This window comes from Nocardia panacis (assembly GCF_003598715.1).
In the GTDB taxonomy this organism is placed as follows: Bacteria; Actinomycetota; Actinomycetes; order Mycobacteriales; family Mycobacteriaceae; genus Nocardia; species Nocardia panacis.
This window is the reverse complement of record NZ_QZFU01000006.1, coordinates 301712-326973: the sequence shown is the minus strand read 5'-3', so window position 1 is coordinate 326973 and position 25262 is coordinate 301712. Positions and strand designations below refer to the sequence as shown.

Here is a 25262-nt window from a genome sequence, read left to right as displayed (position 1 = left end):
GCAGCAAATCGGCGGATCTACGGACCACCGGATACACCCGACTCCATGGTTGACGACTCGTCTGTGACCGAGAATATGCCTTCCGATTGTCGCGCCGCCGCCCACAGGCGGGCATAGCGCCCGCGCGCCGCCAGCAGTTCGGCGTGGGTGCCCAGTTCGGTGATCCGGCCGTGATCGACGACGGCGATCCGGTCGGCCCGCGCGGCGGTGGCGAGTCGGTGCGCGACCAGAACGGTGGTGCGGCCGCGCGCCAGCGATCGGCTCGCAACCAGCACCGCGTGCTCGGTCTGCGGATCGAGTGTCGCGGTGGCCTCGTCGAGGAGCAGCAGGTCCGGATCGACCAGTTCGGCGCGGGCCAGCGCGATGAGTTGACGCTGACCGGCCGAGAGCCCACGCCCGCGCTCGCCGACCTGCTGCCCCATGCCCTCGGGCAGTCGCTCGATCATGTCGGCCGCGCCGACGGCCCTGGCCGCCCGCGCGATCTCCGCCGGGGTGGCCCCTGGTCTGCCGAAGGCGATATTGCTCGCGATATCGCCGGTGAACAGGTGTGCCTCCTGGGGGACCAGGCCGAGGCGGGCGCGATAGTCGGCCAGGCGGTAGCGGCGGATATCCGTCTCATCGACCAGGATCGGGTCTGCGGCTTCGGGCGGGAGGTCGTACAGGCGGGCCAAGAGTTTGACGATGGTGGATTTGCCCGCGCCCGTGGCCCCGACCAGGGCCAGCGTCTCGCCCGGCGCGACGGTGAGGGCGACGCCGTCGAGTGCGGGCACCGTGGTGCCCGGATAGTGGAAGTGCACCCCGGCTAGCCGGACCGCACCGCGCAGCCGTCCTGTGACGGATATCGCATCGGGGGGATCAGCGGCGATGGTGGACGGGGTGCGCAGTAGTTCGCCGATGCGGCGCAGGCCGACGGCGGCCTGCTGATAGCTGTCGAAGGTCTGCGAGAGATTCAGGATCGGGCCGAAGATCAGGCCCAGGTAGAGCACGAACGCGATGAGCGTTCCCTGGCTTGTTGTCCCGGAAGCGACCTCGCGGGCGCCGATCAAGATCACTGCGGCCAGCGCCAGATCCTCCCAGATCACCACGAAGGCGAAATAGAGCGAGATGGCCCGCTGGGCACGCATTCTGCTGTGCCGGTAGCGCAGCGAGTACTCGGCGAAGCGGCGGGCGGCGGCCGGTTCGTGCCGGTTGGCCTGCACCGCGCGCAATCCGCCGACATTCTCCTGGAAGTCGGCATTGACCGTCGAAACCCGCTCCCGCGATTCGGCGTACGCGCGGGCCGAGACCCGGCGGAACCACAGCGTGGCCGCCAGCAGCGGCGGCATGGCCAGCAGCACCACTGCCGCCAGGGAGGCATCGATGACCAGCAGTGCCACCGCGATACCGATCAGCGTGAGCAGGCTGACGAGGGTGGTGGCCACCCCGGTCTGCAGGAAGGTGGACAGCGCGTCCACATCGGTGGTCATCCGGGTCATGATGCGGCCGGACAGTTCGCGCTCGTAGAAATCGAGCCCGAGTCGCTGCAGGTGCGCGTAGCTGCGCACCCGCAGCCCGTACAGCACACGCTCACCCGTGCGCGCGGTGAGCACGGCATTGACCGCGTTGACCGCGAATCCGGCGAGCGCGAGTGCCGCGCCGATCAGCGCGGCCAGCGCCAATGCCCACGAATCCCGCTGGGCCACACCGTGATCGATGGCGAAGCGAATGAGCGCCGGAAAGGCGACGCCGAGCGTCGCGTCCACCGCGAGCAGGACGACCACCGCGAGCAGCGCCACGAGCACCGGGCGCAGTAGGTGGACCAGCCGGAATCGGGGGTCGGGACTGCGCAATTCGGCCTCGCCCACCTGAGGCTGTTCGGCGGAGGGTGGCAGTTTCGCCAGGTTGCGTCGAAGTTCCGGCGTCTCCTGGATATCCAGCGATCGGCCGCCCCACGACTCGACCCGCTCGCGCGTCTTGACGCTCGATTCGATCGGGCGCAAACCCGCGCCCGCCGCGGGCGCGGGCAGCCGGATGACCCGATCGGCATGGGCCAGTGTGGATTCGCGATGCGCGAGGATGAGCGTGGTGCGGCCGCCCCGATCGGGCAGCGCGTCGAAGATGGCCGCCTCGGTGACCGCGTCGACCGCCGACGTCGCGTCGTCGAGCACCAGGACGCGCGGCCGGGCCAGCAGGGTGCGCGCGAGCGCCAAACGCTGACGCTGCCCACCGGAGAGGGTGAGTCCGCGCTCGCCCACCACCGTGTCGTAGCCGTCGGGGAGTTCGGCGATGAAATCGTCGGCCGCCGCCATTTTGGCCGCCTGGCGGATCTCGGCGGCCGTGGCCTCGGGGCGGCCGAGCGCGATATTGGCGGCGATGGTGTCGGAGAACAGGAACGGCTCGTCGAAGACCACCCCGACCGCGCCGCGCACCTCCGCGCCGCGCGCCGCGGCGATGTCCACCGATCCGGACGCCCCGGACAGTCGGACCGCACCGGAATCCGGTGCGTAGAACCGCGCGAGCAGCAGCGCCAACGTCGACTTGCCCGAACCCGCCGGGCCGATGACGGCGACCGTCTCGCCGGGGCGGACGGTGAGATCCAGCTCCCGCAGCACCGGTCGCGCCGGATCGAATCCGAAGGTGACGGCATCGAATTCGATGCCGAGCGGCCCCTCGGGCAGCGGTTCGGGTTCGGGCGGATCGACCCGCTCCGGCGCGGCATCGATGACCTGGTAGACCCGCTCGGCCGCGGCGCGGGTGAGCTGGGCCAGCACCACCATGCCCGAGACCGTGCGCGCCGCGAAATTCATGGTGGTGACATAGGCGGCGAACACCAGGAACGTGCCGATACCGATCGTGCCGTGCAGCGCCAGCGCCCCGCCGAAGCCGATCACCGCGACCAGGCCGAGCTGCGGGATCGCCAAGACCAGCGGTGCGAAGCGGGAATTCAGCCGCGCCGCGCGCAGCCGCTCGGCATAGAGCGCGCGCCCGTGCTCGGCCAACACCTCGACCATTCGGGCCTCCTGCCCGAATCCCTTGACCACCCGGACTCCGGTGACCGTCTCCTCCACGTGCTGGGCCAGATCGGCGGCCCGCTGCTGCGCCGACCAGGTGGCGGCATAGATCCGGGGCCGCATGCGCAACACCACCAGCGCGATGGCGGGCACCACCAGCAGGGCGACCGCTGCCAGGGGCGGCGACAACCACACCATGACCCCGGCGGCGAGCAGGAATTCCAGCGCCGACATGGCCGAGATGGGAACCATGGCGAACAGCCCCTGCACCAATTGCAGGTCTGAGATGGAGCGCGACACTACCTGCCCGGTGCGAATGGCGTCCTGACCCGGACCGTCGAGCCGCTGCAACGCCCCGAGCAGCCGCACCCGCAGCCCGTGCTGAACGTCGAGTGACAGTTGGCCGGCCAGCATTCGCCGCCCGAAAGCCGCGGTGAACCGGCCCGCGGCCAACGCCGCCAACAGGGCCGCCACCACCGCGATGATCCCGGTGTGGCCCAACACGGCCGCATCGAGCGCGCGCTTGGCCAGCAGCGGCGCGGTGACATCGACAGCCGCGCCCAGCAGGACCGCGACCGCGAGGCCCACGAGAAGTTTGCCGTGCGAGCGACTTTCGCCCCACAGCCGCCGAATCCACCCCGGTTGATCGTCCCCACTCACGCAACCGACGATAGTCGCGCCCCTCGACCGCCACGGTGCCGATCGCCCCGCTGTGGAGAACGACCTACTTGTGGAATTCGACGAAATCACATCTCGCCGCGCCGCACCGTCCACCATGCGCCGGTCGCCATCGCGGCGGCCCAACACACCAGCACCACGATCGCCGCGGGCGTCGGCGCGATGAGCGGACTCTTCGCGAACGACCCGACCGCCACCGTCCCGATCGTCGCCGAGCCCGGCAGCAAAGCCACCACCCCACCCGCCCCCGCCTTGCCCGCGACCAGCCACACCAGCGGTTCGACGACCACCAACCACCCGAGCAGCATGGTCACCGCACCCGAAGCCGTCCGCACCAACATGCCGAGCGCGGTGCCGATGACCGCCCAGCACACCACCGCGAGCAGTCCACCGCCGAACGCGCCGATCAGATTGCCCCAGACCGGGAATTTGCCCCGGCCGAGGCCGAGCAGCAAGCCGCCGCCGATCACTTCGACCAGCGCCGCCACCGCCAGCGCCGCCCCAACGGTGACCGCGAACTTCGCGGTCACCAGCCGATCCCGATTCGGGATGAACTGCGCCGCCGTGGCCAGCGTGCCGTACCGGTACTCCCCGCCCGAGCCGAGCGCGCCGAAGATCGCCGCCGCCAGCGCCGTCGCGGCCAGCGCCAGGTACAGCCCGATGGTCGCGGTGCCCGTGGCGGGCTGACCCTTGGGGTCCGCGTGCCCGGCGGTAACGGCGAAGCCGATATTCACGACCCCCGCGCCCGCGATGAGCGCGACGGCGAGCACGCGCGGCCACCGCAGACCGACGACCCTGCGGATCTCGGAGTGCGCGGCCGGGAGCAGATCGGCCGGAATCAGGTCGGTCATCGTGGTATCCCGTACGGTTGCGGCGGCGCGACTCCGGCCGGAATCGCCGAGGGCACAGCGGTTTTGGTGAGTCCGGCCAGGACCCGATCCGGATGGATGGGATCGGCGAGGATCGCGTCGATCCGCACACCCGCCGCGATCGCGGCGTCGCGGATCTGGGCCTCGCTTGCCTCGGCGATGGCCAGCCGCCCGTCCGGCCGCATGACGGCATCGGTGTAGCCGCGCGCGGCGAGCATGGTGGCCAGTGCGATGGGTGTGCTCGCGGCCACCACGAGTCGGTCGGGATGATTGCGCCGCAGCCGCGTCGGCGTGCCCTGATAGGTCACCGTGCCCGCGCTGAGCACGATCACCTGGTCGGCGGCGGGCAGCGCGGCGGCGAGGCTCTCGCCGGTGAGCAGTGCGCTGCCGCCGCGTCGGGCATGTCGGCGCAGCAGGTCGTGCAGGCGGGCGCGTTCGGTCGGGTCGAGTCCGTCGAAGGGTTCGTCCAGCAGCAGGACCCGTGGGTCGTCGAGCAGGACGGTGGCCAGCGCGAGTCTGGTCCGCTCGCCCGGTGCGAGCATCTTGATCCTGGCGGCGGCGCGCTCCTCCAGTCCGACGAGGCCGAGCACCTGATCCACCCGTTCATCGGGCAGGCGAACGGCCGCCGCGTAGCCGCGCAGGTGATCGCGTGCCGTCAGGCCGGGATGTAGTCCACGCGGCGCGAGCATTCCGCGCGCGGGTCCGTGCAGTTCGACCGTGCCCGAGGTGGGTTGCGACAGTCCGAGCAGCAGTCGCAGCACGGTGGACTTGCCCGCGCCGAACGGACCGATCAGCGCCGCCACCGTCCCGGCGGACACGGTGAGATCGATACCGCGCACCGCCGCCACCGGGCCGAAGTGTTTGGTCAGCCCGCGTGCCGCGAGGGCGGGAGTCTTCTGCGCATTCATGTTCAGTGCGCCGCGGGGGGCTGCGGCGCGTCCAGCGCGGGCAGCGGATCCGCGTCGATGACCAGCTCCCCGGCGGGCCAGGTCGCGGGCGCGGGTCCGAATGCTTTGCGCGCGTTGGCGATCGTGGTCTTCCCCAGTGCCCGATTGCCGAATCCGCCGATGACGGCGCCGATCCCGGCGGGCAGGATCTTGCCCGCCGCGAGCGCCATCCGCTTGGTGAGGAAACGCACGATGAATCGCTTCATCAGCGAGTCGTTCATCGCCGAGAGTCCGGGAATCCGGTTGGCCATCAGGCTGCCCCAGTTCTTGGCCGAGTGACCGACCGTGCCCTCCACGATCTGCATGCCCGAATCGCCCAGGACCACCGCCAACACCAGCGCCCTGCGCTGCTGTTTGTCCTGCGGCGCGATCCCGTGCACCGAGGCGACCGCCAGCGTGAACACCGCCGACGCCTCCAGGAAGAACGCGGTCTCGGCGGTGATCGCGGCCAACGAGGCGATGGTGCCGACGCCGGGCACCGCCGCCGTGGCCCCCGCCGCGCCGCCGCTGCCGGTCACCGCGAGCAGGAACTGCCGCTCCAACCGCTCGATGAGCTGCGCCGGGCGCTCCTCGGGATGGGCGCGCCGCAGCCGCTCGACATACCTGGCGACCGCGGGTCCCTGCAACCGTGACCCGTTCTCCAACAACGCCACCACGGTCTTCTCGAACGCGCCGTAACTCATCGGCAATACCCCTTATTTCTGCGCAAACGCTGCTGAAACTCTATGGCATCGGTCAGTGGAAGGCCGGTACGCGCTCTGCCTCCGGTGGCGGCGGCGGGGGAGTGCCCGCGCCGAACGGCCTGCCGCCCAAGGCTTCCCGGCCGTGCGGGGTGAGCCAGTTGGACAGGTCCGGCCCTTTGGGGACCACACCCGTCGGATTGATATCGGCGTGCACCACGTAGTAGTGCGTCTTGATCTGGCCGAAGTCGATGGTGTCGCCGAAGCCGGGGGTCTGGAACAGGTCGCGGGCATAGGCCCACAGCACCGGCATCTCGCTGAGTTTGCTGCGGTTGGTCTTGAAATGCCCGTGGTACACCGGGTCGAAGCGGGCCAGCGTGGTGAACAGTCGCACATCGGCTTCGGTGATGGTGTCGCCCACCAGGTAGCGCTGGGTCGCGAGGCGTTCGGAGAGCCAGTCGAGTCGGGCGAAGAGGCGGTCGTAGGCTGCCTCGTAGGCGTCCTGGGCGCCCGCGAATCCGCACCGATACACCCCATTGTTGACTTCGCGGAACACGACCGCGTTGATCTCGTCGATCTCCGCGCGCAACGGCTCGGGATACAGCTGCGGTGCGCCGGGCCGGTGGTAGGCGGTCCATTCGGTGGAGAAATCGAGGGTCATCCGCGCGTAGTCGTTGGTGACGACCGCGCCGGTGGGCACGTCGACCAGCGCGGGCACGGTGATACCGCGCGGATAGTCCGGGAAACGCCTCAGGTAGGCGTCGCGCAGTCGAGGGATGCCGAGGACCGGGTCGACCCCGCCGGGGTCCAGGTCGAAGGTCCAGCTCAGTTTGTCGTGGGTGGGTCCGCACAGCCCTAGCGAGATGACTCCCTCTAGTCCGAGTAGGCGGCGCACGATCACCGTGCGATTGGCCCACGGGCAGGCCCGCGCGGCGACCAGGCGATACCGATGCGGTTCGACCGGGTAACCGTCGCGGCCGTCGGCCGTGATCCGGGTATCGATGTAATTGGTGTCGCGCTTGAATTCGCCGGGTTCGACGTAAGACGACTGTGTGGTCACCCACCCAGTGTTTCAGACGTGCCACTGCGCGGCTCAGCCGCAACTTCATCGGCACCTGCACCCGAGAGATGAACGCCAGGAACCGGGAGCGAACTGTGCTAGCCTGCCGCCTGCGCAGGGCGATACTGTGTGTTGCGTTGACATGGGGGGCTAAATGGTCGAATTCGCTGTCGGTATCTCCGAACTCACCGGCTTCAAGCTGGATCTGCAAGACGTCCGTACCAATTTTTCCGCGAACGCGGCCCGATTTTTGCCGACGCTGTCGCTCCCTGCCGGGACGGGCGGGCAGTTGGCTGTGTTGGCGCAATCGGTCCAGAAGCTGGAAAGCACGCTGGCCGGCGCACATCGGAACAATCTGGGCGTCCTCGACACCCTCGCCGCAAACCTCGGCACCGCGGCGAACCAATTCCAGAACTCCGACGAACAGCACGCTCTGGCCATCTCGCGGGCAACGGCCACACTGGACGGGCAGGCCACGGCCGCAACGAGTTCGGCGCAGGGCATCTCGCGTTTCGGCGGACTACAGCTCCCGACCTTGCAGGACGTGCAGGACGCTCAGTACACGGTTCGCCAGGTGGTCACCGCGACTATCGAGACCTTGACCCCGTACGACGAGCCCCTGAGCCGAGCCATCGGCATCAAGCCCGTCGCCGACTACCTGTCCCCACTCGTAGCGGACTGGGAATCGCTGCAGGGGGTCGGAAAGCGGATCGCCTTATTGGGGATCAACGATTACGTCACCTCGCAGAATATTTCCGGCGGCGCGAGTTGGTTGCGAACCAGTTGGACGGGCGATGCCTCGAACGCGTTCGGAATCACCGCGACCAGTTTGGGGAATTCGATCGCAGGCCGCAGCACGGACCTCGACACCCTGGCCAAGATCGTGGAGAACGGCGGGCGGCTCCTCGAACGTCTTGTGTGCAACCAGTCGATCGGCCTGCTCGGTGCGGTCACCAAGTCCATTGGCTTCCTCGATTTCACTTTGCCCCTCGGCGTTTGGGCGCTGCTGCTCGACAGCCCCATGCGGGATTCCATGAAATCCCAAATATCCTCCGCTGTCGAAACGCTGAAAAAGGATGCGGCAGCCAGGAAGGACGCGATAACGACCACCATCGAGCGGATCGCCGGTGCGATGAACTATGAACCCGGCCGGACCGCCCTGTCATACAACCCGAACGAATTCGAGCTGCCCGACAAAGTGATCATCGATCACAGCACAGGCCGATACGGGTACGGGAACAACGTCTGGTGGGAAGACGCCGCAGCCTCCGCGGTTTGACCCCGATCGCTGTCGGCATCGACGAAACGAAAGAATCATGGCACCGATTCCTGATCCACTCCCGCACCCGCCGAACGATGCGGGGCAGGGCGCGTGGGGCTCGCAACCCATCTACAGTCGTGGCGACGACATCCTTTTCGCCGAGGTTGCCGCAAAGATGGTCGTGGCCGCAGACGCGAAGGGGCTGACCCACGCTGCGAGACATTTGCGCCACTACCTCGACAATACCGGCACCACTTTGGATCCTCATGTGGATGAACTACTCCGGGACGTACCCTCCGCTGATAGTGCGGCAAATGCGTTGGCCGCGACAGAGATTCGAAGGATTGCCGGCGAAGCAGCGGCTACCGACAACTACGAGAACCCGGTGCAATTCCAGTCGCCATGGCTGCCCGGCGGTTTTTACATCTCTCCTGCGTTGAGTCAAGACTGGTACTACGCGATGGGCGCAATTGAACTTTCGACGACTGGTGTGGTGACAGTCCACAAGCCGGCCGATGGTGCAGATCCGCGCATTACTGCGGAGTACAAGGTGCATGTGCATGATCGGTACAACTGGGACGGTAGTAAGAGTACCGAGATCGCCGGTATCACGGTGACGGATAGGCGAATGGGAGCCCTGCACACGGCGGGCCTGGCGCGGGAGTTCGACATGGATGGATCGAGCGGCGTTCGTCGATATGAGGGGGCTGTCCCTTCTGCTGGACCTATCAATTTGCCTGGTGCGCAGGACAGCCGGGACGGCGACAGGAGTGATCCCACTCGATGAGGTACTTGATGCGCGGGGTTCGGCGAACACGGATGCCCGGTGCTCTCGCCAGTTTCGTGGCGGCGTTGGTCCTGATGGTCGGTGTGACAGGTTGTGGTGGTGGGCATTCGGAGGGGAGTCGCGGGCACACTGCGGGAGTTGCCGAAACTGTCAAGGAGGCCGCTGAATTCGGTGGACTGGTCATCCCTGCGGGTGTGACCGTTCTCGATGCCCGATCCCTTGGCGGCCTCGACACGCTGTATCAGGTGGCGCTTTCTACCGATCAGCAGGGGCTCGGCGCTCTGCTGACCGCATCCAAATTCTCGGCGCAGTTGGACAAGGTCTATTACGTTCCTTTGACCACCATTGCCGGTCCGCCGCTGGATACCTCGCCGTCGATTCTGCGGGGCGGCGACCGATACCAGCGCCCGGGTGGAAGGTCGATCAACCGGGTCATTGTCGTGGACGAGCGGGACTCATCGAATCGCTACGTCCACGTGCAGCTATTTACTACCTAGGCTCCGGATATGACTGGAACGAACGCGACAACGCTGGAATCCATCCACGCGACGGCGTGCGTGGAGGCGGCGATTCTCACGTTGGCGCATCCGCCGCCGAACCTTTCTGACGGGCGATGCTCGATGCTCCCCCGCCGATACTGCCAAGTTGAGTTCTGTCGATGGAGTGATCCCACCCGATGAGGTATTTGATGCACGGAATGCGACGAGTGTGGCTGGTCGGTGCCTTCAGAGGCGTGATGGCGGCGTTGGTCCTGGTGGTCGGTGTGACAGGTTGTGGTGGTGGGCATTCGGAGGGGAGTCGCGGGCACACTGCGGGAGTTGCCGAAACTGTCAAGGAGGCCGCGGAATTCGGCGGACTGGTCATCCCTGCGGGTGTCACCGTTCTCGATGCCCGATTCGATCGTGGCATCGACATGCGGTACCGGCTGGCGCTGTCTACGGAGCAACAGGGTCTTACTTTGCTGCTGAAAGCATCGAATTTCGTAGCGCCGCTGGCGAAGGCTGATCGTGTCATCGAGGCCGCCATTGCCGGTCCGCCGCTGGATACATCGCCGTCAATCCTTCAGGCCGGCGACGTCTATTGGAACCCGGACAAGCGGAGGGTGCACCGGGTCGTCACGGTGGACGAGCGGGACGCGACGACTCGGTTCGTCCATGTGGAGCTGTACACCACATAGCGGTTCGACCTACTGTCCGAACCCTGTTCCCACTTAGGCTCCGGACATGACTGATTCGAAGCCGACCAGACTGGAACGCACGTTGACTCGGGCGGGTGCGGAGGTGGCGACCCTGACGCTGGCGCATCCGCCGCTGAATCTGTTCGACCAAGCGGTGATCGACACTCTCATCGCCGATGTTGCCGAGTTGAGCGCGCGCCCGCCGCGGGCGCTGCTGCTGCGGGCCGAGGGCAGGGTGGTTTCGGGTGGGGTGGATGTGCACATTTTCGATGGTCTGTCGCGGGAGCAGGGCGCCGAGCTGTGGCAGGCCCTGCTCGAGCGGATCATTCATCCGCTGGAGGCCCTGCCGTGTCCGGTGGTGTTCGCCGCGCACGGATTGACCCTCACCGCGGCGCTCGAGATCGCGTTGGCCTGCGACATCATCCTGGCCGCGCCGAAGGCGAAGTTCGGTTTGGTGGAGACGGTGGTCGGGCTGACGCCGTCGATGGGCGGTCCGCAGCGCCTGGCGGAGCGGGCGGGTTCGGGTCGCGCGCGCGAATTCGTGATGACCGGCGATCTCTACGATGCGGCGACCATGGCGGAGTGGGGTGTGGTCAATGCGGTGCACGACGATGTCGACACTGCGGCAAGGGATCTCACGGCCCGTCTGGCCGATGGTCCGACCAGGGCGCACAACGCCACCAGGCGGATCATCGCGGCGTGGCGTTCCGGCGGTGTGGCGCACGCGGATTCGGTGACGCCCGAGGTGTCCGCGGTGCTGTTCGAATCCGAGGATCTGAAGGGCGCGGTGCGCAGCTTCCTCGAGGTGGGTCCGGGGCAGGCGAGTTACACGGGTCGGTGACACGTTCGCCGCTTTTGCGGTGATTCTTGTGACTTGCGTCATATGCTGCGTGCAGGTTCGAGGCGCGCGGAGGTCGGATGTCGCAGTTACCGGTCGAATACTCGCTGTCCCGTCGCGGTTCGGCTGCCGATCCGCTCTCGCGCGGCGCCGACGGGGTGCTCCGCTACGGCAATCTGACTCCGGCGCTGACCGAACTGCTGGATCTGCGGGTGCATGCCTTCGGTCGGCGCGAGGCGGTGGTCGAGGTCGGCGGCCCCCGCCTGACCTATCGCGAGCTGTGGCATTCGGCCGCGCGGGTGGCGGGCGGGTTGCAGGAGCACGGCATCGGTTTCGGTGACCGGGTCGCGATCCGATTGCCCTGCGGGGTGCGGTGGGTGCGCGCCTTCCTCGGCGCGCTGCTCAGCGGCGCGGTGCCGGTTCTGGTGGACGACGACCTGCCCGACGCGGTGGCCGATCGGGTGATCCGGGACAGCCGAGCCGATTTCGTTCTCGGCCGCACCGGGTCGTCGGGTCGCGGCGCGCAGGCCGAACTGCCCGACGGCGCGGCTTTCATCGATGATGGTGCGGCACTGGGTGATCTGGCCGTGCTCTGCTACACCGGGACCGCCGCCAAGTCGACCGGGCCGAAGGGTGTCGAGTTGACCAACGAGAATCTGCTCTCCGCGATCCGCTCCATGGTCGCGGCGCTGGAACTGCCGACCGATGGTCTGCGCAATCTGGTGCTGCTTCCGCTCGCGCACGCCAGCGGCTGTGTGGACCAGTTGCTGTCCACCTTCGCCGTCGGCGGCACCGCCGTACTCGCCCCCGATCCGGCGACGGTCCCGCAAACCTTGGTGGCGGAGCGCATCGACATGGTTTCGGCGACCCCCCGCATCTTCGCCGGGCTGTTGCCGGAGCTGTCGGCGCGGCGTGCCGACGGATTGCCGACTTCGACGGTGGTTCGGTTGAGCAGTGCCGGGCACCGGTCCGAATGTGCGGCCGCGGCAATGGATCACGCGGCGCTGGGGTCGGCGCTGCGTGCGGTGTTTCCGGCCGCGCGTCAGTGGTCGGTGTGGGGTGCGACCGAGACCTGCGGGATCGGGCTCGCGGGCGAACTCGGCGCTGGGGTGCTCGGATTCCCGTTCGGCGGAACGGAATTGGCGTTGTCCGGGCCGGGCGCGGCGGCGGGTCGCGGTGAGTTGCTCTGCCGGGGACCGAATGTCACCCGGCGCTACTGGGACGATCCCACCACCACGCAGGCTCGTTTCACCGGAAGCTGGTTCCACACCGGCGCGCAGGTCAGCATCGATGCGGACGGTTTGGTGCGCGCCGTGTGACCGGCGGGGTCATTCGAGCAGGCGGGTGCGCAGGCGCTCGCGCAACTGCGGCGTCAATCCGATGGCCGCGAAGTAACCTTCCATGCTGCCGTGCGCGGCCAGCGCCGAGGCGGTGCCGATGGCGAGGTACTCCTCGCGCACGCCCAGGATGTCCTCGGAGAGTTGTTCGCCCGCCGACAGTTTCGCGCCGAGCATGGTGCGCAGCGAGGGGACCGCGGCATTGCTGAGCAGGAAGTCGGCCAGTACGTCGGCCTCGCCGACGCCGATCGCGCGCAGGATGCTGGCCACCGCCCAGCCGGTGCGGTCCTTGCCCGCCGCGCAGTGCACCAGGACCGCGCCCGCCCCGTCGACCAGCGAATCGGCCAGTCGCACGATGGCCGAATTGGCCTCGGGCAGCAGCGGAAACATGCGGTAGACCTCGTGCATGTGTTCGCGCGCGGAATCGGTCTGTGCCTCGTGCGGGGGCTGCTGTCCCATTCTGGAGTCGAATGGTGTGATGTGCAGGCGAATTTCGGCGGGCAGATTATCCGAGCCGTGATAGTCGATTTCCGGGATGGCGCGCAGATCGTGCACGTCGGAGACGCGCATATCCCGCAGTGTCGCCTGTCCGACGGTGTCGAGGCCGGTGAGTTGGGCGGAGCGCAGCAGGATGCCGCGGCGGGTCTTGCCGCCGTCGACGGTGCGCAGGCCGCCGGTGTCGCGGAAGTTGAAGGTGCCGGAGACGGCGAATTGATCGGCAGGCGGCGAGAGAGTCACCGATCCAGGCTAGCGGCCCGACAGTATCGCGATGGTGTCGTTCTCGGATCGAACAGCGCACGGCGAGATGTCCGGTTAGTGCCGATCGTTTGCTGTGTGGTCGCCCACAGATTTGCCACTCTCGGGCGGTTGTTCCATAGACTGATCGATGGTCTATGTCCTGGCGTGGGCAGCGCCGGGGCGGTGTGGACCGAGGCAAACGGAGGTCTCGGAGCGTCGAGATCCGCAACCGGATGGTTGCGGAGCTGTTCCGTTTGGGTAACAAAACATTCTTCCAGTCTGGAAATACCCGCAGAACCTATTCTTAAACCTTGTAAAACGGGTACCGTTGCTGAATGTTGGACCGGGCAGGCTGGGGATTTCCAAAGCAGGGCCGAGGGAGTCGTTGTTGAGTGCGAGTGGAGAAATAACGGAGACGCGGCTGCGGCCGACGATCTGCGAGGCGATCGAGCGGGCCGCGGCCTCGCTCGATATCACCGGAGTGCGCGCCCTGCGGGTGCTGCTGCACGCCGGGGTCAGTGCCTACTGGCCGCTGATCAAGGCCGCACCCGACGGGCAGATCCGCGCCTACGAGCGGATCGTCAACGCGTTGCGCAGCCGGTGGGCGACGCGCGAGCCGGTGGCCGCCGCCGCGTACTCGGCGGCCGGGCTTTCCGACACCGCGCTCGCCGAGCCCGCGCCGACCGAGGGCAATCCTGCCGCTTCGGTGTTCCGGGAGATGGACTGCGAGGTCGCGGACTTCCTGCGCCTGTGCGCGGATCGCTCCGGCGCGCAGTGGCTCGAGCCGGTGGAGGCCATCGCGAGTTACACCGTCTCGGTTTTGCAGGGCACGGTGCTGCGCTGGCTGTCCGACAGCGATGACGAGACCATGCTCGTCGTGCTGGACGACCTGGTCAGCAGCCTGTCGACCAAGGCCGTCGAGGTCTGAGTCCGATCCGTCCGCCGCGGCGGTCGACCTCACCCGCTTTGCTGGACGTGTGACCAGTTCAATGGTTCACTGGGGAGGGTGACCGAGACGTCGCCGATCGCCGGACTCCACGCGGCCACCGCCGACCTGGATCCGCCCCTGGCCGCCCTGGACCTGACCGCACTGCGCGCCAATGCCGCCGACCTGATCCGCCGCGCGAACGGCGTGCCGGTGCGGGTCGCGAGCAAATCGGTGCGGTGCCGGGCCGTCCTGGAAGAGGTGCTCGGCGCCGGACTCACCGCACGCGGCGGATTCGCGGGCATCATGTCCTACTCCCTGGCCGAGGCCATCTGGTTGGCCCGCCTCGGTGCGCGCGATGTTCTGCTCGGCTATCCGACCGTCGACCGCGCCGCCCTCGCCGAACTCGCCGCCGACGCGACGCTGCTGCGGTCCATCACCCTGATGATCGACGATCCGACCCAACTCGACCTGATCCGCGCGGCCGTCGGCACCGACCTGGTGCGCCCTCGCGTCTGTCTCGACGTGGACGCCTCCCTGCGTCTGGGCCCGCTGCACCTCGGCGTGCGCCGCTCACCCGTCCACACCCCCGAACAGGCCGCGCGTTTGGCCGCGACTGCCATGCGGCGCGGTTTCGAGGTCCTCGGCGTGATGACCTACGAGGCGCAGATCGCCGGACTGCCCGACGCCAATCCCGCGGTGCGACTGGTGAAATGGGCCTCCGCCGCCGAAATCACCAGGCGCAGAACGCTGGTTCTCGACGCCGTGCGATCCGAGACCGGCAAACTGGAGATCGTCAACAGCGGCGGCACCGGATCGCTCGAGGTGAGCGCGGCCGACCCGGAGGTCACCGAGGTGACGGCGGGCTCGGGCCTCTACGTGCCAACGCTTTTCGACCACTACCGCGCCTTCACCCCGCGCCCCGCACTGTATTTCGCGACCTCGGTGCTGCGTCGGCCGACTCCGACCATCGCGACGGTCTTCGCGGGCGGCTACATCGCCTCCGGTCCGACCGGACCCGCGCGGGTTCCGAAACCAGTGTGGCCCAAGGGTTTGCGGTTGCTCGGCACCGAGGGTGCGGGCGAGGTGCAGACCCCGCTGTCCGGCGCGGCGCAATCGCGCATCGGCGACCGGGTCTGGTTCCGTCATGCGAAGGCGGGCGAACTGTGCGAACGTTTCGACCGGCTGCACATGGTGGCGGCCGACGGCGCCCGCGCGACGGTGCCCACCTACCGCGGCGAGGGGCAGTGCTTCGGCTGATCCTTCGGTCCCCGGACCCCTGGTCAGCTCAGCGTGAGAAAGCCTGCCAGATCGGCCAATTCGTCGGTATGCGGCGGCAGGTATTCGGTCAGCAGTGGTGAGCGGATGATGATCGCCTTCCACATGGCCCGACTCAGCGCGGCCCGCAGGAGCGCGTTCGAGAGCAGCGCGGGCATACCGTGCGGCGCGTCGGCCGGACTCGAGGTGGTCATCGACACCAGCACCACCGCGGCCTCCCGACCTCGGAACCGGTCGGCGGTGCCGACCAGCACATCCTCGATCTTGGCGCGGGCCAACAGGATTCGAATCAGACCCACCTGCGCCGGATAGGGTGCGACGACGAAGATATCGTGCGGATGCAGTCGTCGGGTGACCGCGCCGATGGTCCAGGCCGCGCCGAGCAGCGCGCGCACCCGGCGCACCACCTCGCGCGCCTCGGCCTCGGATTCGGCGCCGTTGCCGTGGTGGTCCACCAGCACGGTCTCGATGCCCGGCGCGACGCCGTCCAGATGTCTTGCCAGCGTGACGGTTTCATTCGAACGCAAGCGGTGCTCGTAGAACAGCCGTGATATCGGCTCGCACACTTTGGGATGCATGCGCCAGGTGCGATCCAGGAAGTAGCCGAGTTCGGTGGGCAGGGTGGCTCGGCCCTGCGCCAACCAATTCAGCACCGAGCGGCCGACGGGTTGGGGATGGGTGGCGCGCGCGGTATCCGGCGCGAGATCGCCGAGCAGCAGCAGGTTGCGCGCGCTCACGGCGACGGCGGCGGTATCGGCGAGCGGGAAACCGCCCGCGTCCGCGACGACCAGCAGGTCGAGTCTGCCCGCGGGCACGATGGTCTCATCGGCGAAATCCGTGGGCAGGCCGCCGATCACGCAGCCGTTGACACAGTTGTCCAGGAAGCGCGGCACCCTGGCCGCCTCGATGACCAGCCACTCCGGTTTGACCGCCTCGGCCTCGAGTTTGGCCACCAGTTCCGGCAGCACCCCGATCCGGACCACGGCGTCGAGCAGATGTTCCACCGCCTTGTGCGTGCGCGCCACCACGCCGATGCGCCATTTGTCGCGGGTGACCAGCCGTTCCACGATCCGCGCCGCCGTCGCGGTCTTGCCGGTTCCGGAGGGACCCTGCACCGCGAGATAGGACTCGTCGAGGTCGCGTACGGCGGCGGTGATGGCGGCGGCATGGTCGCCGTGCACCTCGGGCAGTGACAGCGCCCGCCGCAGGCGCGGGCGGCGCAGCGCGATGATGTCGAACAGGGCGGTGTACGGGATGTCGGGGAGTGCGGCCAACAACTGCTGGGCGGCGTATTCGACCGCGCCTTCGGTATTGGCGTCCCAGGCGGGCAGGCCGGGTGCGATGGCGATCGGCAGTTCGTCGTAGGGTTCGCAGCCCTCGGGCAGCAACTCCTCTAGGCGGACCACATCGTCGAATTCCGCGTCGACCGAACAGCCGAGCACGGTGGCCGTCGCGGTGGCTCGGCGGCCGATCGCGGTGACCATGCCCGCCGCGGCGGGGCGATCGTAGAAGGTGTGCACCGTCGCGCCGGGGGCCAGCGCCTGCTGGGTTTCACCGCCGGTGCCGATGCGTCCGGTGAGGGTCAGGTAGCGGCGCATGGTCTGCCGGTGCGGGGCGCGGTGCCACTTGGTGTCGACGGTGCCCCATTCGGCCACCAGAACGCCCGGCGCGTCGACCCATTCGTCGACGGGATGGCCGAGCCGGTCGATATGGGCCAGCCACAGCGGCCTGCGCTCGCGGCGGTGGTAGCCGAGGGCCGCGGCGGTGACGGCGGCGGGATGATGCTCCTGGCGCGGATTCGTCTGGACGGTCACGAATTCGGTGAGGGCCGCCTCGACGGAGGACGGGCGCTGCGGCAGCGCCGCTTCCGGCTCCTCGGGGCCGGGAACCAGGCACCAGGACCCGGCGCAGGCCATCACCGGCAGATCGGGGCGCGGCGCGGCGGCGCGGGCCAGCAACCAGTCGCGCAGCCGCAGCGCGACGACGCAATCGCGTTCGGGCGGCGACGAATTCGGGAGCAGTGGGCGCAGCGCCGCCAACTCGTAGGAGGTCGCGCCGACCAGCAGGGCGGAACGCACGATCGGGTACAGGTCGATCAGCACGCCCGCCCGCAGCAGTTCGTCCAGGAACTCCTCGCCGACGCCCGCCGAGGCGGTGTGGACGAGCAGATCGGTGCGAATGGTGGCGGCGTAGTGGTAGACGTGCATATCCGGATGACGTTGCCGCTGTTCGGCGATGAGGTCGAGGACGGCGGGCAGCGCCCGTCCCGCCCGCACCGCGAGCCGCACCCCGTCGCTCGCGCCCACCTCCACGACCTCGCCGGTGACGGTCAACGCCAGATCGCCGGGGGAGGCGGGTGGCAGCGCGCCGAGCGCGATGGCGTCGATCAGTGTGTGCGCGGGGGTCGCGGATTCGGTGTCGCGCAATTGGATCTCGGCTTGGCGGCGCAGCGCGGCGAAGGTGCGCGGGGACAGACCCGACACGGGCTCCGCCTTCGCGGCCAGCCGCTCGATGGTGTGCACGCCCGCCGCGCGCAGCCGGGCGCGCGCGGAATTCCCCATGCCCGCCACCAGATACAGGTCGCGGGCGTTCTCGATGGCCGTGACGCATTCGCGACAGCGTCCGCAGGCCAGGTAGCGCCGGTCGCCCCATTGCGCGGGCAGCAGCTCGCTCAGCTTCTCCTCGAGGATGCGTTCGACTCGGCGTCTGCGCGTTCGATGGATCGGTAGCAGGTCGTCGAGCGGATAGTCGGTGGCCACATCGCCGAGGTAGAGGCGGACCATCGGGGCGGTCAGCGCGCCCGCATGTTCCAGACCGGCCGCGCAGGCGGCCAATTCGAGTGCGGCGCCCACCCGGTCGGCGGATCCGGGCGCGCTGCCCTGCGCGGTGTAGCGGACCCGATGTCCGGCCCGGACCAGGAATTCGCAATCGGCCGCGAAACGTCCGTCGAAGAAGGTGGCCCCGCGCACCACGTGCACGCCCGTCCGCAGCGCGGCCACGGTCTCGGTGTGCGCGGCCCGCAGCGCGGCCACCCGCGCCGCCGGATCCGCCGATGGTGGCGCGGGCCGAATCTCCACCATCGCTCCGGCGAATCTGTCGCGAAGTTCGGCCAGGCGGAGTTCGGCGGGTTCGCGTGAATCGCCATAGGGGACGGGAGGTTCCGGACCCGCCGGATCGATCACCTCGAACCCGTCGGCCAGGGTGCCCAGTTGCCGATCGAGGGCGCGCAACAGCGCGAATTCGCAGCGCGCCGCGCGCACCAGGTCGACGGCGGTGCAGACGACACGATCACCGAACACGAACAAACGCGCCCCTCCTGTGTGTCGCGGTACACCGGATGGCAACACCTTAGCTAGCGCTCGTTGTGCACCCGCGTCGGCCCCGAGGCAACCCCGTTCAGGAGCGCGGTTTGCGCCGCTCCGGACGCTTGCCGCCGTCGCGGTCCCGGCGCGGACCCCTGGTCAGCGAACGGTGTCCGGGCGGTCCCGAATCCAACTGCAACTGGATCAGTACACCGCCGATTCTGGTGCGCCGCAATGCCTCCAGCGTCTCCGCCGACAACTGCGCGGGCAATTCGACCAGGCTGTGGTCGGGCCGGATGCTGATATGGCCGAAATCGCTGCGTCGCAGGCCGCCCTCGTTGGCGATCGCGCCGACGATCGCGCCGGGCACCACCCGGTGCCGCTTGCCGACGCTGATCCGATAGGTGGCCAACTCCTCGCCGGTGCCGCGATGATGCTGCGGGCGCTCCTCGCCCTCGAAGCGGCGCGGCGCGCGCTCGCGGGGCATCCGCTCCCGGCGTTCGGGTTCCGGTTCGGGCTCCATGAAGAAGTTGTCGCCGTCGTAGGAGCCGATCGCGAGCGCGGCGGCGATATCCACCAGCGGGATATTGTGCTCGCGCTCGTAGTCCTCGATCAGCTTGCGGAACAGCGGCAGATTCGCCGAGGCCAGATTCTCGGTGATCGCGTCGCCGAATTTGGCCACACGCTGGGCGTTGACATCCTCGACGCTGGGCAGTTGCATCTCTTCGAGCGGATGGCGGGTGGCCCGCTCGATCGCTTTGAGCAGGTGACGCTCACGCGGCGCGACGAACAGCAGCGCCTCACCGGAGCGGCCCGCCCGGCCGGTGCGGCCGATGCGGTGCACATAGGACTCGGTGTCGTGCGGGATGTCGTAGTTGACGACATGCGAGATGCGGTCCACATCCAGGCCGCGGGCGGCGACATCGGTGGCGACCAGGATGTCGAGTGCGCCCTGCTTGAGCTGGCCGATGGTCCGCTCGCGCTGGGCCTGCGCGATATCGCCATTGATGGCGGCCGCCGAGAACCCGCGCGCCCGCAACTTCTCGGCCAACTCCTCGGTGGCCTGTTTGGTGCGCACGAAGATGATCATGGCCTCGAAGGATTCGACCTCGAGGATTCTGGTCAGCGCGTCGAGTTTGCGCTGATGCGACACCTGCACCCAGCGCTGGGTGATATTGGTGTTGGTCGTGGTCTTGGACTTGACCGTGATCTCGATCGGATCATGCAGATACTGCTTGGAGATCTTGCGGATCGCCGCGGGCATGGTGGCCGAGAACAGCGCCACCTGCTTGTCGGACGGGGTGTCGGCGAGGATGCGCTCCACATCCTCCTGGAACCCCATCTTCAGCATCTCGTCGGCCTCGTCGAGCACCAGGTACTGCAACTGTGACAGGTCCAGCGTGCCCTTCTCCAGGTGGTCGATCACCCGGCCCGGCGTGCCGACCACGACCTGCGCGCCCCGGCGCAACCCGGACAGCTGCACGCCGTAGCTCTGGCCGCCGTAGATCGGCAGCACGTGAATACCGGGCATATGCGTGGCGTAGCGGCCGAACGCCTCGGCCACCTGAATGGCCAACTCCCTGGTGGGCGCGAGCACCAATGCGCGCGGCGCCTTCCCGACCGCCTGCAGCCCCATCAGGATGGGGATAGCGAACGCGGCGGTCTTTCCGGTGCCGGTCTGCGCGAGGCCGACCACATCGTGGCCCTCCAGCAGTGGCGGAATCGTCGCGGCCTGGATCGGAGACGGCGATTCGTAACCGACATCGGCGATGGCCGCCAGGACGCGGTCATCGATTCCGAGATCGGCGAAGGAGGGGCCGGTCGTCTCCTGGTTCTCGTCGCCAGGAACGCTGTCGACCTCATTGGTGCTCATTGACCAGGAGTTTACTGTGTCGTCCCGATCACGTCGGCACGGCCCCGATCGGTGAGACCTACGCAACTGCGTGACGGGCGGAGTAGCGTTCGGAATCGATGATCTACACCGATCGGGCGTCCGCCGGGCGCGCGCTGGGTAAGGAATTGTTACACCTGCGCGCGGCGTGGCCGCTGGTGCTCGGATTGCCGCGCGGCGGTGTGCCGGTGGCGGCGGGGGTGGTCGAGGTCATCGGGGGCGAACTCGATATTCTGCTGGTCCGCAAACTGGGCCTGCCGTGGCAGCCGGAGCTGGCCATGGGGGCCATCGGTGAGGGCGGGGTGCGAGTGCTCAACTCGGATGTGTTGGGGCACACCGGGATAACTCCGGAACAGTTCGCCGAGATCGAGGCTGCCGAGCTGCGGGAGATGCAGCGGCGGCGCGCGGTGCTGCGCGGGGACCGCGCGCCGGTGCCGCGCGCCGGACGCACGGTGATCATCGTGGACGACGGCATGGCCACCGGCGCGACCGTGCTGGTCGCCTGCCGGGTGGCCAGGGCGGCGCGGCCACAGCGGCTGGTCGTCGCCGTCCCGGTGTCCTCCGGGGAGGCGCTGCGGCGGATCGAGTCCGCGGCCGACGAGGTGATCTGCCCGATGGTGCCGCGCACGCTCGGCGGTGTCGGCATGGCCTACCGGGATTTCCACCAGCTCGACGACGAAGAGGTGCGTGCCCTGCTCGGCGGCACCGCCGCGCCGCGCTGACGCTCACCGCACCTCGGTGATCCCGTCGCGGTGCCTGCGCGCCAGCTCGATATAGAAATCCGGATTGGTCTGCACCCACAGTTCGGCCGAACTGCCCGGCTCGAGTGTCTTGCGCACCGTGGCGGGCGCGCCCGCGGCCAGGACATCATCGGGGATGACCGTGCCCGGCTGCACCAGCGAATGCGCCGCGAGCATGACACCGGCACCGATCTTCGCCCCGTCCAGCACCGTACTGCCGTTGCCGACAATGGATTTCGCACCGAGCACCGCGCCGTGGAAGACCACGCCGTGCGCGATGGTGGCGCCGGGGCCGATCTCCACCGCGACCTCCGGTGGCACGTGCAGCACCGCGTTGTCCTGCACATTCGCGCCCGCGCGGAGGATGATCGGCGCGAGATCGGCCCGCAGCACCGCGCCGTACCAGACCGAGGCCCCCGCCTCCACCCGCACATCCCCGATCAGGGTCGCGGTGGGCGCGATGAACGCGGTCGGGTCCACCTGCGGCCGTTTGCCTTCGAATTCGTAAAGCGGCATTGCCCCACCGTATCCCGGCGATAGGGGGCGGCGCCGGATGGCGACTCGGTGCTCGAACTCAGTGCTGATCCTCGACGCTGCGGGCCGCCGCGACGATCATGGGGCGCAGCGCGGCGGTGAACGCCTCCGCGGTGACGGGAGTGATATCCACATCGCCACCGGTGCGCACCGCGTAGCGGCCGTCGCCCGCGACATCGATCCAGCACAGCACGCCGAAGGGTCGCAATTCGGCCTCGTGGCGCACCGAGACCACCAACTGGCCGATACCGTCACGGGGTTGCCGCAGCAGGCGGCGGATGCGCGCCGATGCGGTCGGTCCCGAGACGGGCACGGTGACCAGGTCGCGGCTGTCCTCATTGACCCGTGCCAGCGGTGCGGCGAGTCGTTCCGACCCGCCGGGCGCGTTCTCGGGCAGGACCGAGATCACCCGTGCGGGAAGGGTTTTCGCGCCGCCGACATACAGTCTCAGCTCACCGCCGCGCTCGACGCTCGCACCGGGGCGCTGGGCGGCGGTGACGGAGATATTCCCGGCCGCCGCGCCGAGCACCCGCACCGGCCGCATGGCCGCGCCCTCGGTTCGCTCACCGAAGACCTCCACGCAGATGGTCGGATGGGCGAGCACCCGCAGCGCGGCCTCCACATCCGCGTCGACCTGCGCATCGCACCATGCGGTGAGCTCCGGCAGCATGGCCGCGCGCTCGGCGCTGTCGCGCGCGGACAGGCGCACGGCCAGCGGATAGGGGATGCGGTCGCCGTCTATGCGGTCCCAGGCCAGTGCGAACTGGTCGGGGGTGAAGGTCCAGTTCACTCCAGTTCGGTCCACTCACCCAGCACCGGCGGTGTGGTCGGATCCATGGACCCGATCAGGTCGGTGCCGTCCTCGCCCGGTTCCAGGAAGGTGAGATCGTCGTCGACGAAGTGGTAGTCCTCGTCCTCGTCGTCCTCCTCGGCGCGGGCCGCGCGTGCCGCACCGGCGGCCACGCTCGGCCCGGAACGGGGTGCTTCGGCCGCGGCGAACGCGCCGCCGACCAAACCGCCGATCGCGCCCGCGCCGACACCGGTGACGGCGTCGCCGGTCGGCCCCGAATCCTCGCGGCGCTCCTCGCGTTTGCGTTTGTCGTCCTCGGATTGGGTTGGACGCGTGGGGATGGGCGGGATCGGTTGGACATTGGTCGAAGCGGTGGCGGTGCCCGGTGTTGCCGATGACAATTGTTGCTTACCAGCAGTTTTGGTGGACACTGCGCGGAGAGTTGCTGCTGCGGAGGCGATTTGGGTGGCGGCCGGTGTGACTGCACCGGTCGATGCGGTCGCGGAACTCACCGCCGCGGCGCGAGTCGCGGGAGTCTCGGTCGCGGTGGACTCGGCGACCGTCGCCGGTCGCGCAGCCGCGGCGGTCGTCCGCTCGGGAGCGTCGGAACCGCTCGCTACTTCTGATGTCGTGGCCGCGATATGGGAAATCGGCTGGGCTGCAACGGTTCCCGATACGCCGTGGCCACCGCTCGCGGGCGCGCCGGACTGTCCGTCGATCCCGATGCCGTCCGGGAACGCGGGCACACCGGTACCCGAGGACAGGAAGGCGGTGGCATAGATGCTGTCCATGGCCTGCACCACATCCTGGCGCGCCCCCTCGGCTGCCTTGTGCACGGCCGTATTCGCCGTGGCGGTAGCGGGATTCAGCAGCGCGCCGGAAAGATCGGCCCGCTCGTCGGCCGGCTGCGGCACTGCGGCCTTCAGCGCCTCCGCGGCATCGCCCGCCTGACCGAGCCGCTGCGCCACCGCCGCCATGACATCGGCCAGGCGCTGCCCGGTGTGCTCGAAATCGCGCACTGTCGCCGCCGCCGTCTCGGCGGCGCCGCCGCGCCAACCGTCGGCGATGGCGGCACGGATCTCGGTGTGCGCCTGCGCCACCGCCTCGGCCAATCCGCCCGCGGACCCGTGCCATGCCTGCTTGCCCGCGGCCAGGGCCGACGGGTCGAGCAGTTGCACCTTGCGGTGGATCTCCTCGTGGGTGAGATTGTCGAAAACCTCTACGCTCGGCGCGTATTCGGGATCGACGAACTGGTTGGTGCCCCGCTCGTGGGTGTGCGGCAGCCTACGCATAGCGCACTCCGGCATTCTCGGCGCCTGCCGCCTTGACGGCCGCGGCCAGTTCCTCGTCGGATCTGGTGTAGGCGGCGGCCGCCGCGCGGAAGGTCTGGGCCAACTCCCTGGCCGACGCGGCGTACTCGCGCAAGCGCTCGATCGCGGTGTCGGCCTTGGTCTCGAAGCCGCGCCGCAGCGCATCGCCCGATTCGAAACCGCCGAAGCCCGGTAGGGCGGTGGCGGCCGAGAGGATGCGGATCTGCTCCTCGACTCGATCGGCGAGCTGTTCGTAGCGGGTGGCGCACCGCTCGTGCGCACCGTCGGCGACCAGCAGGCCATCGATCCACAGCTGACCCTCGCCCACCGCTGTGCCCAGCGCGGCAACGTTGTTCGTCGGCACTGCCGTCCCCCTTCTCGCCCTACCTGCTCAGTTCACCGCTGTCGTGCCAACCCCGCGACGGCCCCGCGCATCCACTCCGCGATATCGGCGGCGACCCGTGCCTGCACGCGTTCGTGCAGCAGATCGTGTCCGGCGTCGGCGTACTCAAGGAAACTTACCCAATCGTGGCGGCCAGTCCACACTTTCATCGCATCTATCGGAGCTCGCCGGTCCTCCATGCCGTGCACGGCGAGAATCGGCAGGTCGCGCGGCAGCGGTGTGCCCGGTGCGCCGGGTGTGCCGCCGCCGAGAGCGCGTTTGGGCACGCCGGAGAGCACCAGACCGGCCAGCGTCTCGGCGGGCACACTCGGGGTGACCGGAAATTTGCCTTCGACAGCGCGCAGATCGGTGGCGGTGGCCGTGTCCGGGACGGCCGCGCCGAGCAGACCGAGCGCCGTCACCGCGCCCAGGGAATGGCCCATCAGCAATAGGGGGCGCTCCGGTCGGGACGAGCGGGCCAGTTCGACCAGGATCAGCGCGTCGGCGACCAATTCGGCCAGTGTGCCGGGGTTCTCGGGATCGCCTTCGCTCAGGCCGTGGCCCGAGGTGTCCAGGGCCCACAGTTCGATATCGGTGGCGGTGAGGGTGCGGGCGAAGCGGTGGTAATGGCCGCTGTGCTGGCCGATACCCGGCAGCAGAACCGCTGTGGCCAGGGCGTCCTCGACCGGCCAGCGCCGGTAGTGCATACGGCCACGAGCGCCGTCGAAAAAGAGCATGCGGGCAATCT

At 68.8% G+C, this 25262-nt stretch carries 22 protein-coding genes; 9 read left to right on the top strand and 13 right to left on the bottom strand.

The window, feature by feature from the left end:
• Nucleotides 1-17 precede the first annotated feature (17 nt).
• The 5 genes from D5S18_RS01875 to D5S18_RS01855 all read right to left on the bottom strand — a co-directional run bounded on the left by D5S18_RS01875 (nucleotide 18) and on the right by D5S18_RS01855 (nucleotide 7224).
• A complete protein-coding gene (locus tag D5S18_RS01875) occupies nucleotides 18-3650 on the bottom strand; it encodes an ABC transporter ATP-binding protein (RefSeq protein ID WP_239003471.1) in 3633 nt (1210 codons plus the stop codon).
• Nucleotides 3651-3736: 86 nt separating this feature from the next.
• Nucleotides 3737-4519: an ABC transporter permease gene (locus D5S18_RS01870; RefSeq protein WP_120037247.1), complete on the bottom strand. Its 783-nt coding sequence runs from the start codon at nucleotides 4517-4519 to the stop codon at nucleotides 3737-3739.
• On the bottom strand, nucleotides 4516-5445 hold the full coding sequence (locus D5S18_RS01865) for an ABC transporter ATP-binding protein (RefSeq protein ID WP_120037245.1): 930 nt from the start codon (nucleotides 5443-5445) through the stop codon (nucleotides 4516-4518). The genes D5S18_RS01870 and D5S18_RS01865 overlap by 4 nt, the downstream gene beginning before the upstream one ends.
• A 2-nt stretch (nucleotides 5446-5447) precedes the next feature.
• Entirely contained in the window at nucleotides 5448-6167 is a 720-nt protein-coding gene (locus tag D5S18_RS01860) for a hypothetical protein (protein ID WP_120037244.1), read from the bottom strand.
• Nucleotides 6168-6219: 52 nt separating this feature from the next.
• A complete protein-coding gene (locus D5S18_RS01855; RefSeq protein ID WP_120037242.1) occupies nucleotides 6220-7224 on the bottom strand; it encodes a glutathione S-transferase family protein in 1005 nt (334 codons plus the stop codon).
• Between the two features lie 154 nt (nucleotides 7225-7378).
• Here D5S18_RS01855 and D5S18_RS01850 point away from each other — a divergent pair, with 154 nt between their 5' ends.
• The 6 genes from D5S18_RS01850 (at nucleotide 7379) to D5S18_RS01825 (ending at nucleotide 12606) form a co-directional block, all read left to right on the top strand.
• The gene (locus tag D5S18_RS01850) at nucleotides 7379-8503 is read left to right on the top strand and encodes a hypothetical protein (protein ID WP_120037240.1); all 1125 of its coding nucleotides are present in this window, start codon (nucleotides 7379-7381) and stop codon (nucleotides 8501-8503) included.
• A gap of 37 nt (nucleotides 8504-8540) precedes the next feature.
• A complete protein-coding gene (locus tag D5S18_RS01845; protein ID WP_120037238.1) occupies nucleotides 8541-9272 on the top strand; it encodes a hypothetical protein in 732 nt (243 codons plus the stop codon).
• Nucleotides 9273-9304: 32 nt separating this feature from the next.
• Nucleotides 9305-9769 (top strand): hypothetical protein, encoded by a 465-nt coding sequence (locus tag D5S18_RS01840; protein WP_120037236.1) that lies wholly within the window; start codon nucleotides 9305-9307, stop codon nucleotides 9767-9769.
• A gap of 209 nt (nucleotides 9770-9978) precedes the next feature.
• Nucleotides 9979-10449 (top strand): hypothetical protein, encoded by a 471-nt coding sequence (locus D5S18_RS01835; protein ID WP_147403813.1) that lies wholly within the window; start codon nucleotides 9979-9981, stop codon nucleotides 10447-10449.
• Nucleotides 10450-10495: 46 nt separating this feature from the next.
• Nucleotides 10496-11290 carry an enoyl-CoA hydratase/isomerase family protein gene (locus D5S18_RS01830; RefSeq protein ID WP_120037232.1) on the top strand — a complete coding sequence of 265 codons (795 nt, stop codon included), beginning with the start codon at nucleotides 10496-10498 and terminating at the stop codon, nucleotides 11288-11290.
• A gap of 77 nt (nucleotides 11291-11367) precedes the next feature.
• A complete protein-coding gene (locus tag D5S18_RS01825) occupies nucleotides 11368-12606 on the top strand; it encodes a class I adenylate-forming enzyme family protein (protein WP_120037230.1) in 1239 nt (412 codons plus the stop codon).
• A 9-nt stretch (nucleotides 12607-12615) separates the two neighbouring features.
• Here the strand turns inward: D5S18_RS01825 and D5S18_RS01820 are convergent, their stop codons facing one another.
• The gene (locus tag D5S18_RS01820; RefSeq protein ID WP_120037228.1) at nucleotides 12616-13362 is read right to left on the bottom strand and encodes a tyrosine-protein phosphatase; all 747 of its coding nucleotides are present in this window, start codon (nucleotides 13360-13362) and stop codon (nucleotides 12616-12618) included.
• Nucleotides 13363-13750: 388 nt separating this feature from the next.
• On the opposite strand from D5S18_RS01820, the gene D5S18_RS01815 reads away from it, so the two are divergent.
• Both D5S18_RS01815 and D5S18_RS01810 read left to right on the top strand, forming a co-directional pair.
• Nucleotides 13751-14290, top strand: coding sequence for a TetR family transcriptional regulator (locus tag D5S18_RS01815; RefSeq protein ID WP_120037226.1), 540 nt, complete (start codon nucleotides 13751-13753; stop codon nucleotides 14288-14290).
• 69 nt (nucleotides 14291-14359) lie between these two features.
• Complete coding sequence (locus D5S18_RS01810; RefSeq protein ID WP_439651071.1) at nucleotides 14360-15547, top strand: amino acid deaminase/aldolase; 1188 nt, start codon at nucleotides 14360-14362, stop codon at nucleotides 15545-15547.
• 23 nt (nucleotides 15548-15570) lie between these two features.
• Here the strand turns inward: D5S18_RS01810 and D5S18_RS01805 are convergent, their stop codons facing one another.
• Together D5S18_RS01805 and D5S18_RS01800 are read right to left on the bottom strand one after the other, a co-directional pair.
• Complete coding sequence (locus tag D5S18_RS01805) at nucleotides 15571-18870, bottom strand: bifunctional RecB family nuclease/DEAD/DEAH box helicase (protein ID WP_120037221.1); 3300 nt, start codon at nucleotides 18868-18870, stop codon at nucleotides 15571-15573.
• Between the two features lie 91 nt (nucleotides 18871-18961).
• The gene (locus tag D5S18_RS01800) at nucleotides 18962-20740 is read right to left on the bottom strand and encodes a DEAD/DEAH box helicase (protein WP_120037219.1); all 1779 of its coding nucleotides are present in this window, start codon (nucleotides 20738-20740) and stop codon (nucleotides 18962-18964) included.
• Between the two features lie 98 nt (nucleotides 20741-20838).
• Between D5S18_RS01800 and D5S18_RS01795 the strand changes: the two genes are divergently transcribed.
• A complete protein-coding gene (locus D5S18_RS01795; protein WP_120037217.1) occupies nucleotides 20839-21480 on the top strand; it encodes a phosphoribosyltransferase in 642 nt (213 codons plus the stop codon).
• 3 nt (nucleotides 21481-21483) lie between these two features.
• Here D5S18_RS01795 and D5S18_RS01790 read toward each other — a convergent pair whose 3' ends face one another.
• The 5 genes from D5S18_RS01790 to D5S18_RS01770 are packed head-to-tail and all read right to left on the bottom strand — an operon-like array spanning nucleotide 21484 to nucleotide 25251.
• On the bottom strand, nucleotides 21484-22014 hold the full coding sequence (locus D5S18_RS01790) for a gamma carbonic anhydrase family protein (RefSeq protein ID WP_120037215.1): 531 nt from the start codon (nucleotides 22012-22014) through the stop codon (nucleotides 21484-21486).
• Between the two features lie 58 nt (nucleotides 22015-22072).
• Nucleotides 22073-22837 carry an ESX secretion-associated protein EspG gene (locus D5S18_RS01785; RefSeq protein WP_239003469.1) on the bottom strand — a complete coding sequence of 255 codons (765 nt, stop codon included), beginning with the start codon at nucleotides 22835-22837 and terminating at the stop codon, nucleotides 22073-22075.
• A complete protein-coding gene (locus tag D5S18_RS01780) occupies nucleotides 22819-24114 on the bottom strand; it encodes a PPE domain-containing protein (protein WP_120037211.1) in 1296 nt (431 codons plus the stop codon). The genes D5S18_RS01785 and D5S18_RS01780 overlap by 19 nt, the downstream gene beginning before the upstream one ends.
• Nucleotides 24107-24496, bottom strand: coding sequence for a hypothetical protein (locus tag D5S18_RS01775; RefSeq protein ID WP_120037209.1), 390 nt, complete (start codon nucleotides 24494-24496; stop codon nucleotides 24107-24109). Before D5S18_RS01775 ends, D5S18_RS01780 begins: the two co-directional genes overlap by 8 nt.
• A 32-nt stretch (nucleotides 24497-24528) precedes the next feature.
• Nucleotides 24529-25251: an alpha/beta hydrolase gene (locus D5S18_RS01770; protein ID WP_120037206.1), complete on the bottom strand. Its 723-nt coding sequence runs from the start codon at nucleotides 25249-25251 to the stop codon at nucleotides 24529-24531.
• Between the last annotated feature and the right edge of the window lie 11 nt (nucleotides 25252-25262).

Excerpts from the sequence above, each read along its gene's own strand:
- D5S18_RS01870 (WP_120037247.1), bottom strand. The coding sequence starts at position 4,519 with ATGACCGACCTGATTCCGGCCGATCTGCTCCCGGCCGCGCACTCCGAG.
- D5S18_RS01865 (WP_120037245.1), bottom strand. The coding sequence starts at position 5,445 with ATGAATGCGCAGAAGACTCCCGCCCTCGCGGCACGCGGGCTGACCAAA.
- D5S18_RS01860 (WP_120037244.1), bottom strand. The coding sequence starts at position 6,167 with ATGAGTTACGGCGCGTTCGAGAAGACCGTGGTGGCGTTGTTGGAGAAC.
- D5S18_RS01850 (WP_120037240.1), top strand. The coding sequence starts at position 7,379 with ATGGTCGAATTCGCTGTCGGTATCTCCGAACTCACCGGCTTCAAGCTG.
- D5S18_RS01845 (WP_120037238.1), top strand. The coding sequence starts at position 8,541 with ATGGCACCGATTCCTGATCCACTCCCGCACCCGCCGAACGATGCGGGG.
- D5S18_RS01840 (WP_120037236.1), top strand. The coding sequence starts at position 9,305 with ATGCCCGGTGCTCTCGCCAGTTTCGTGGCGGCGTTGGTCCTGATGGTC.
- D5S18_RS01830 (WP_120037232.1), top strand. The coding sequence starts at position 10,496 with ATGACTGATTCGAAGCCGACCAGACTGGAACGCACGTTGACTCGGGCG.
- D5S18_RS01825 (WP_120037230.1), top strand. The coding sequence starts at position 11,368 with ATGTCGCAGTTACCGGTCGAATACTCGCTGTCCCGTCGCGGTTCGGCT.
- D5S18_RS01800 (WP_120037219.1), bottom strand. The coding sequence starts at position 20,740 with ATGAGCACCAATGAGGTCGACAGCGTTCCTGGCGACGAGAACCAGGAG.
- D5S18_RS01795 (WP_120037217.1), top strand. The coding sequence starts at position 20,839 with ATGATCTACACCGATCGGGCGTCCGCCGGGCGCGCGCTGGGTAAGGAA.
- D5S18_RS01790 (WP_120037215.1), bottom strand. The coding sequence starts at position 22,014 with ATGCCGCTTTACGAATTCGAAGGCAAACGGCCGCAGGTGGACCCGACC.
- D5S18_RS01780 (WP_120037211.1), bottom strand. The coding sequence starts at position 24,114 with ATGCGTAGGCTGCCGCACACCCACGAGCGGGGCACCAACCAGTTCGTC.
- D5S18_RS01770 (WP_120037206.1), bottom strand. The coding sequence starts at position 25,251 with ATGCTCTTTTTCGACGGCGCTCGTGGCCGTATGCACTACCGGCGCTGG.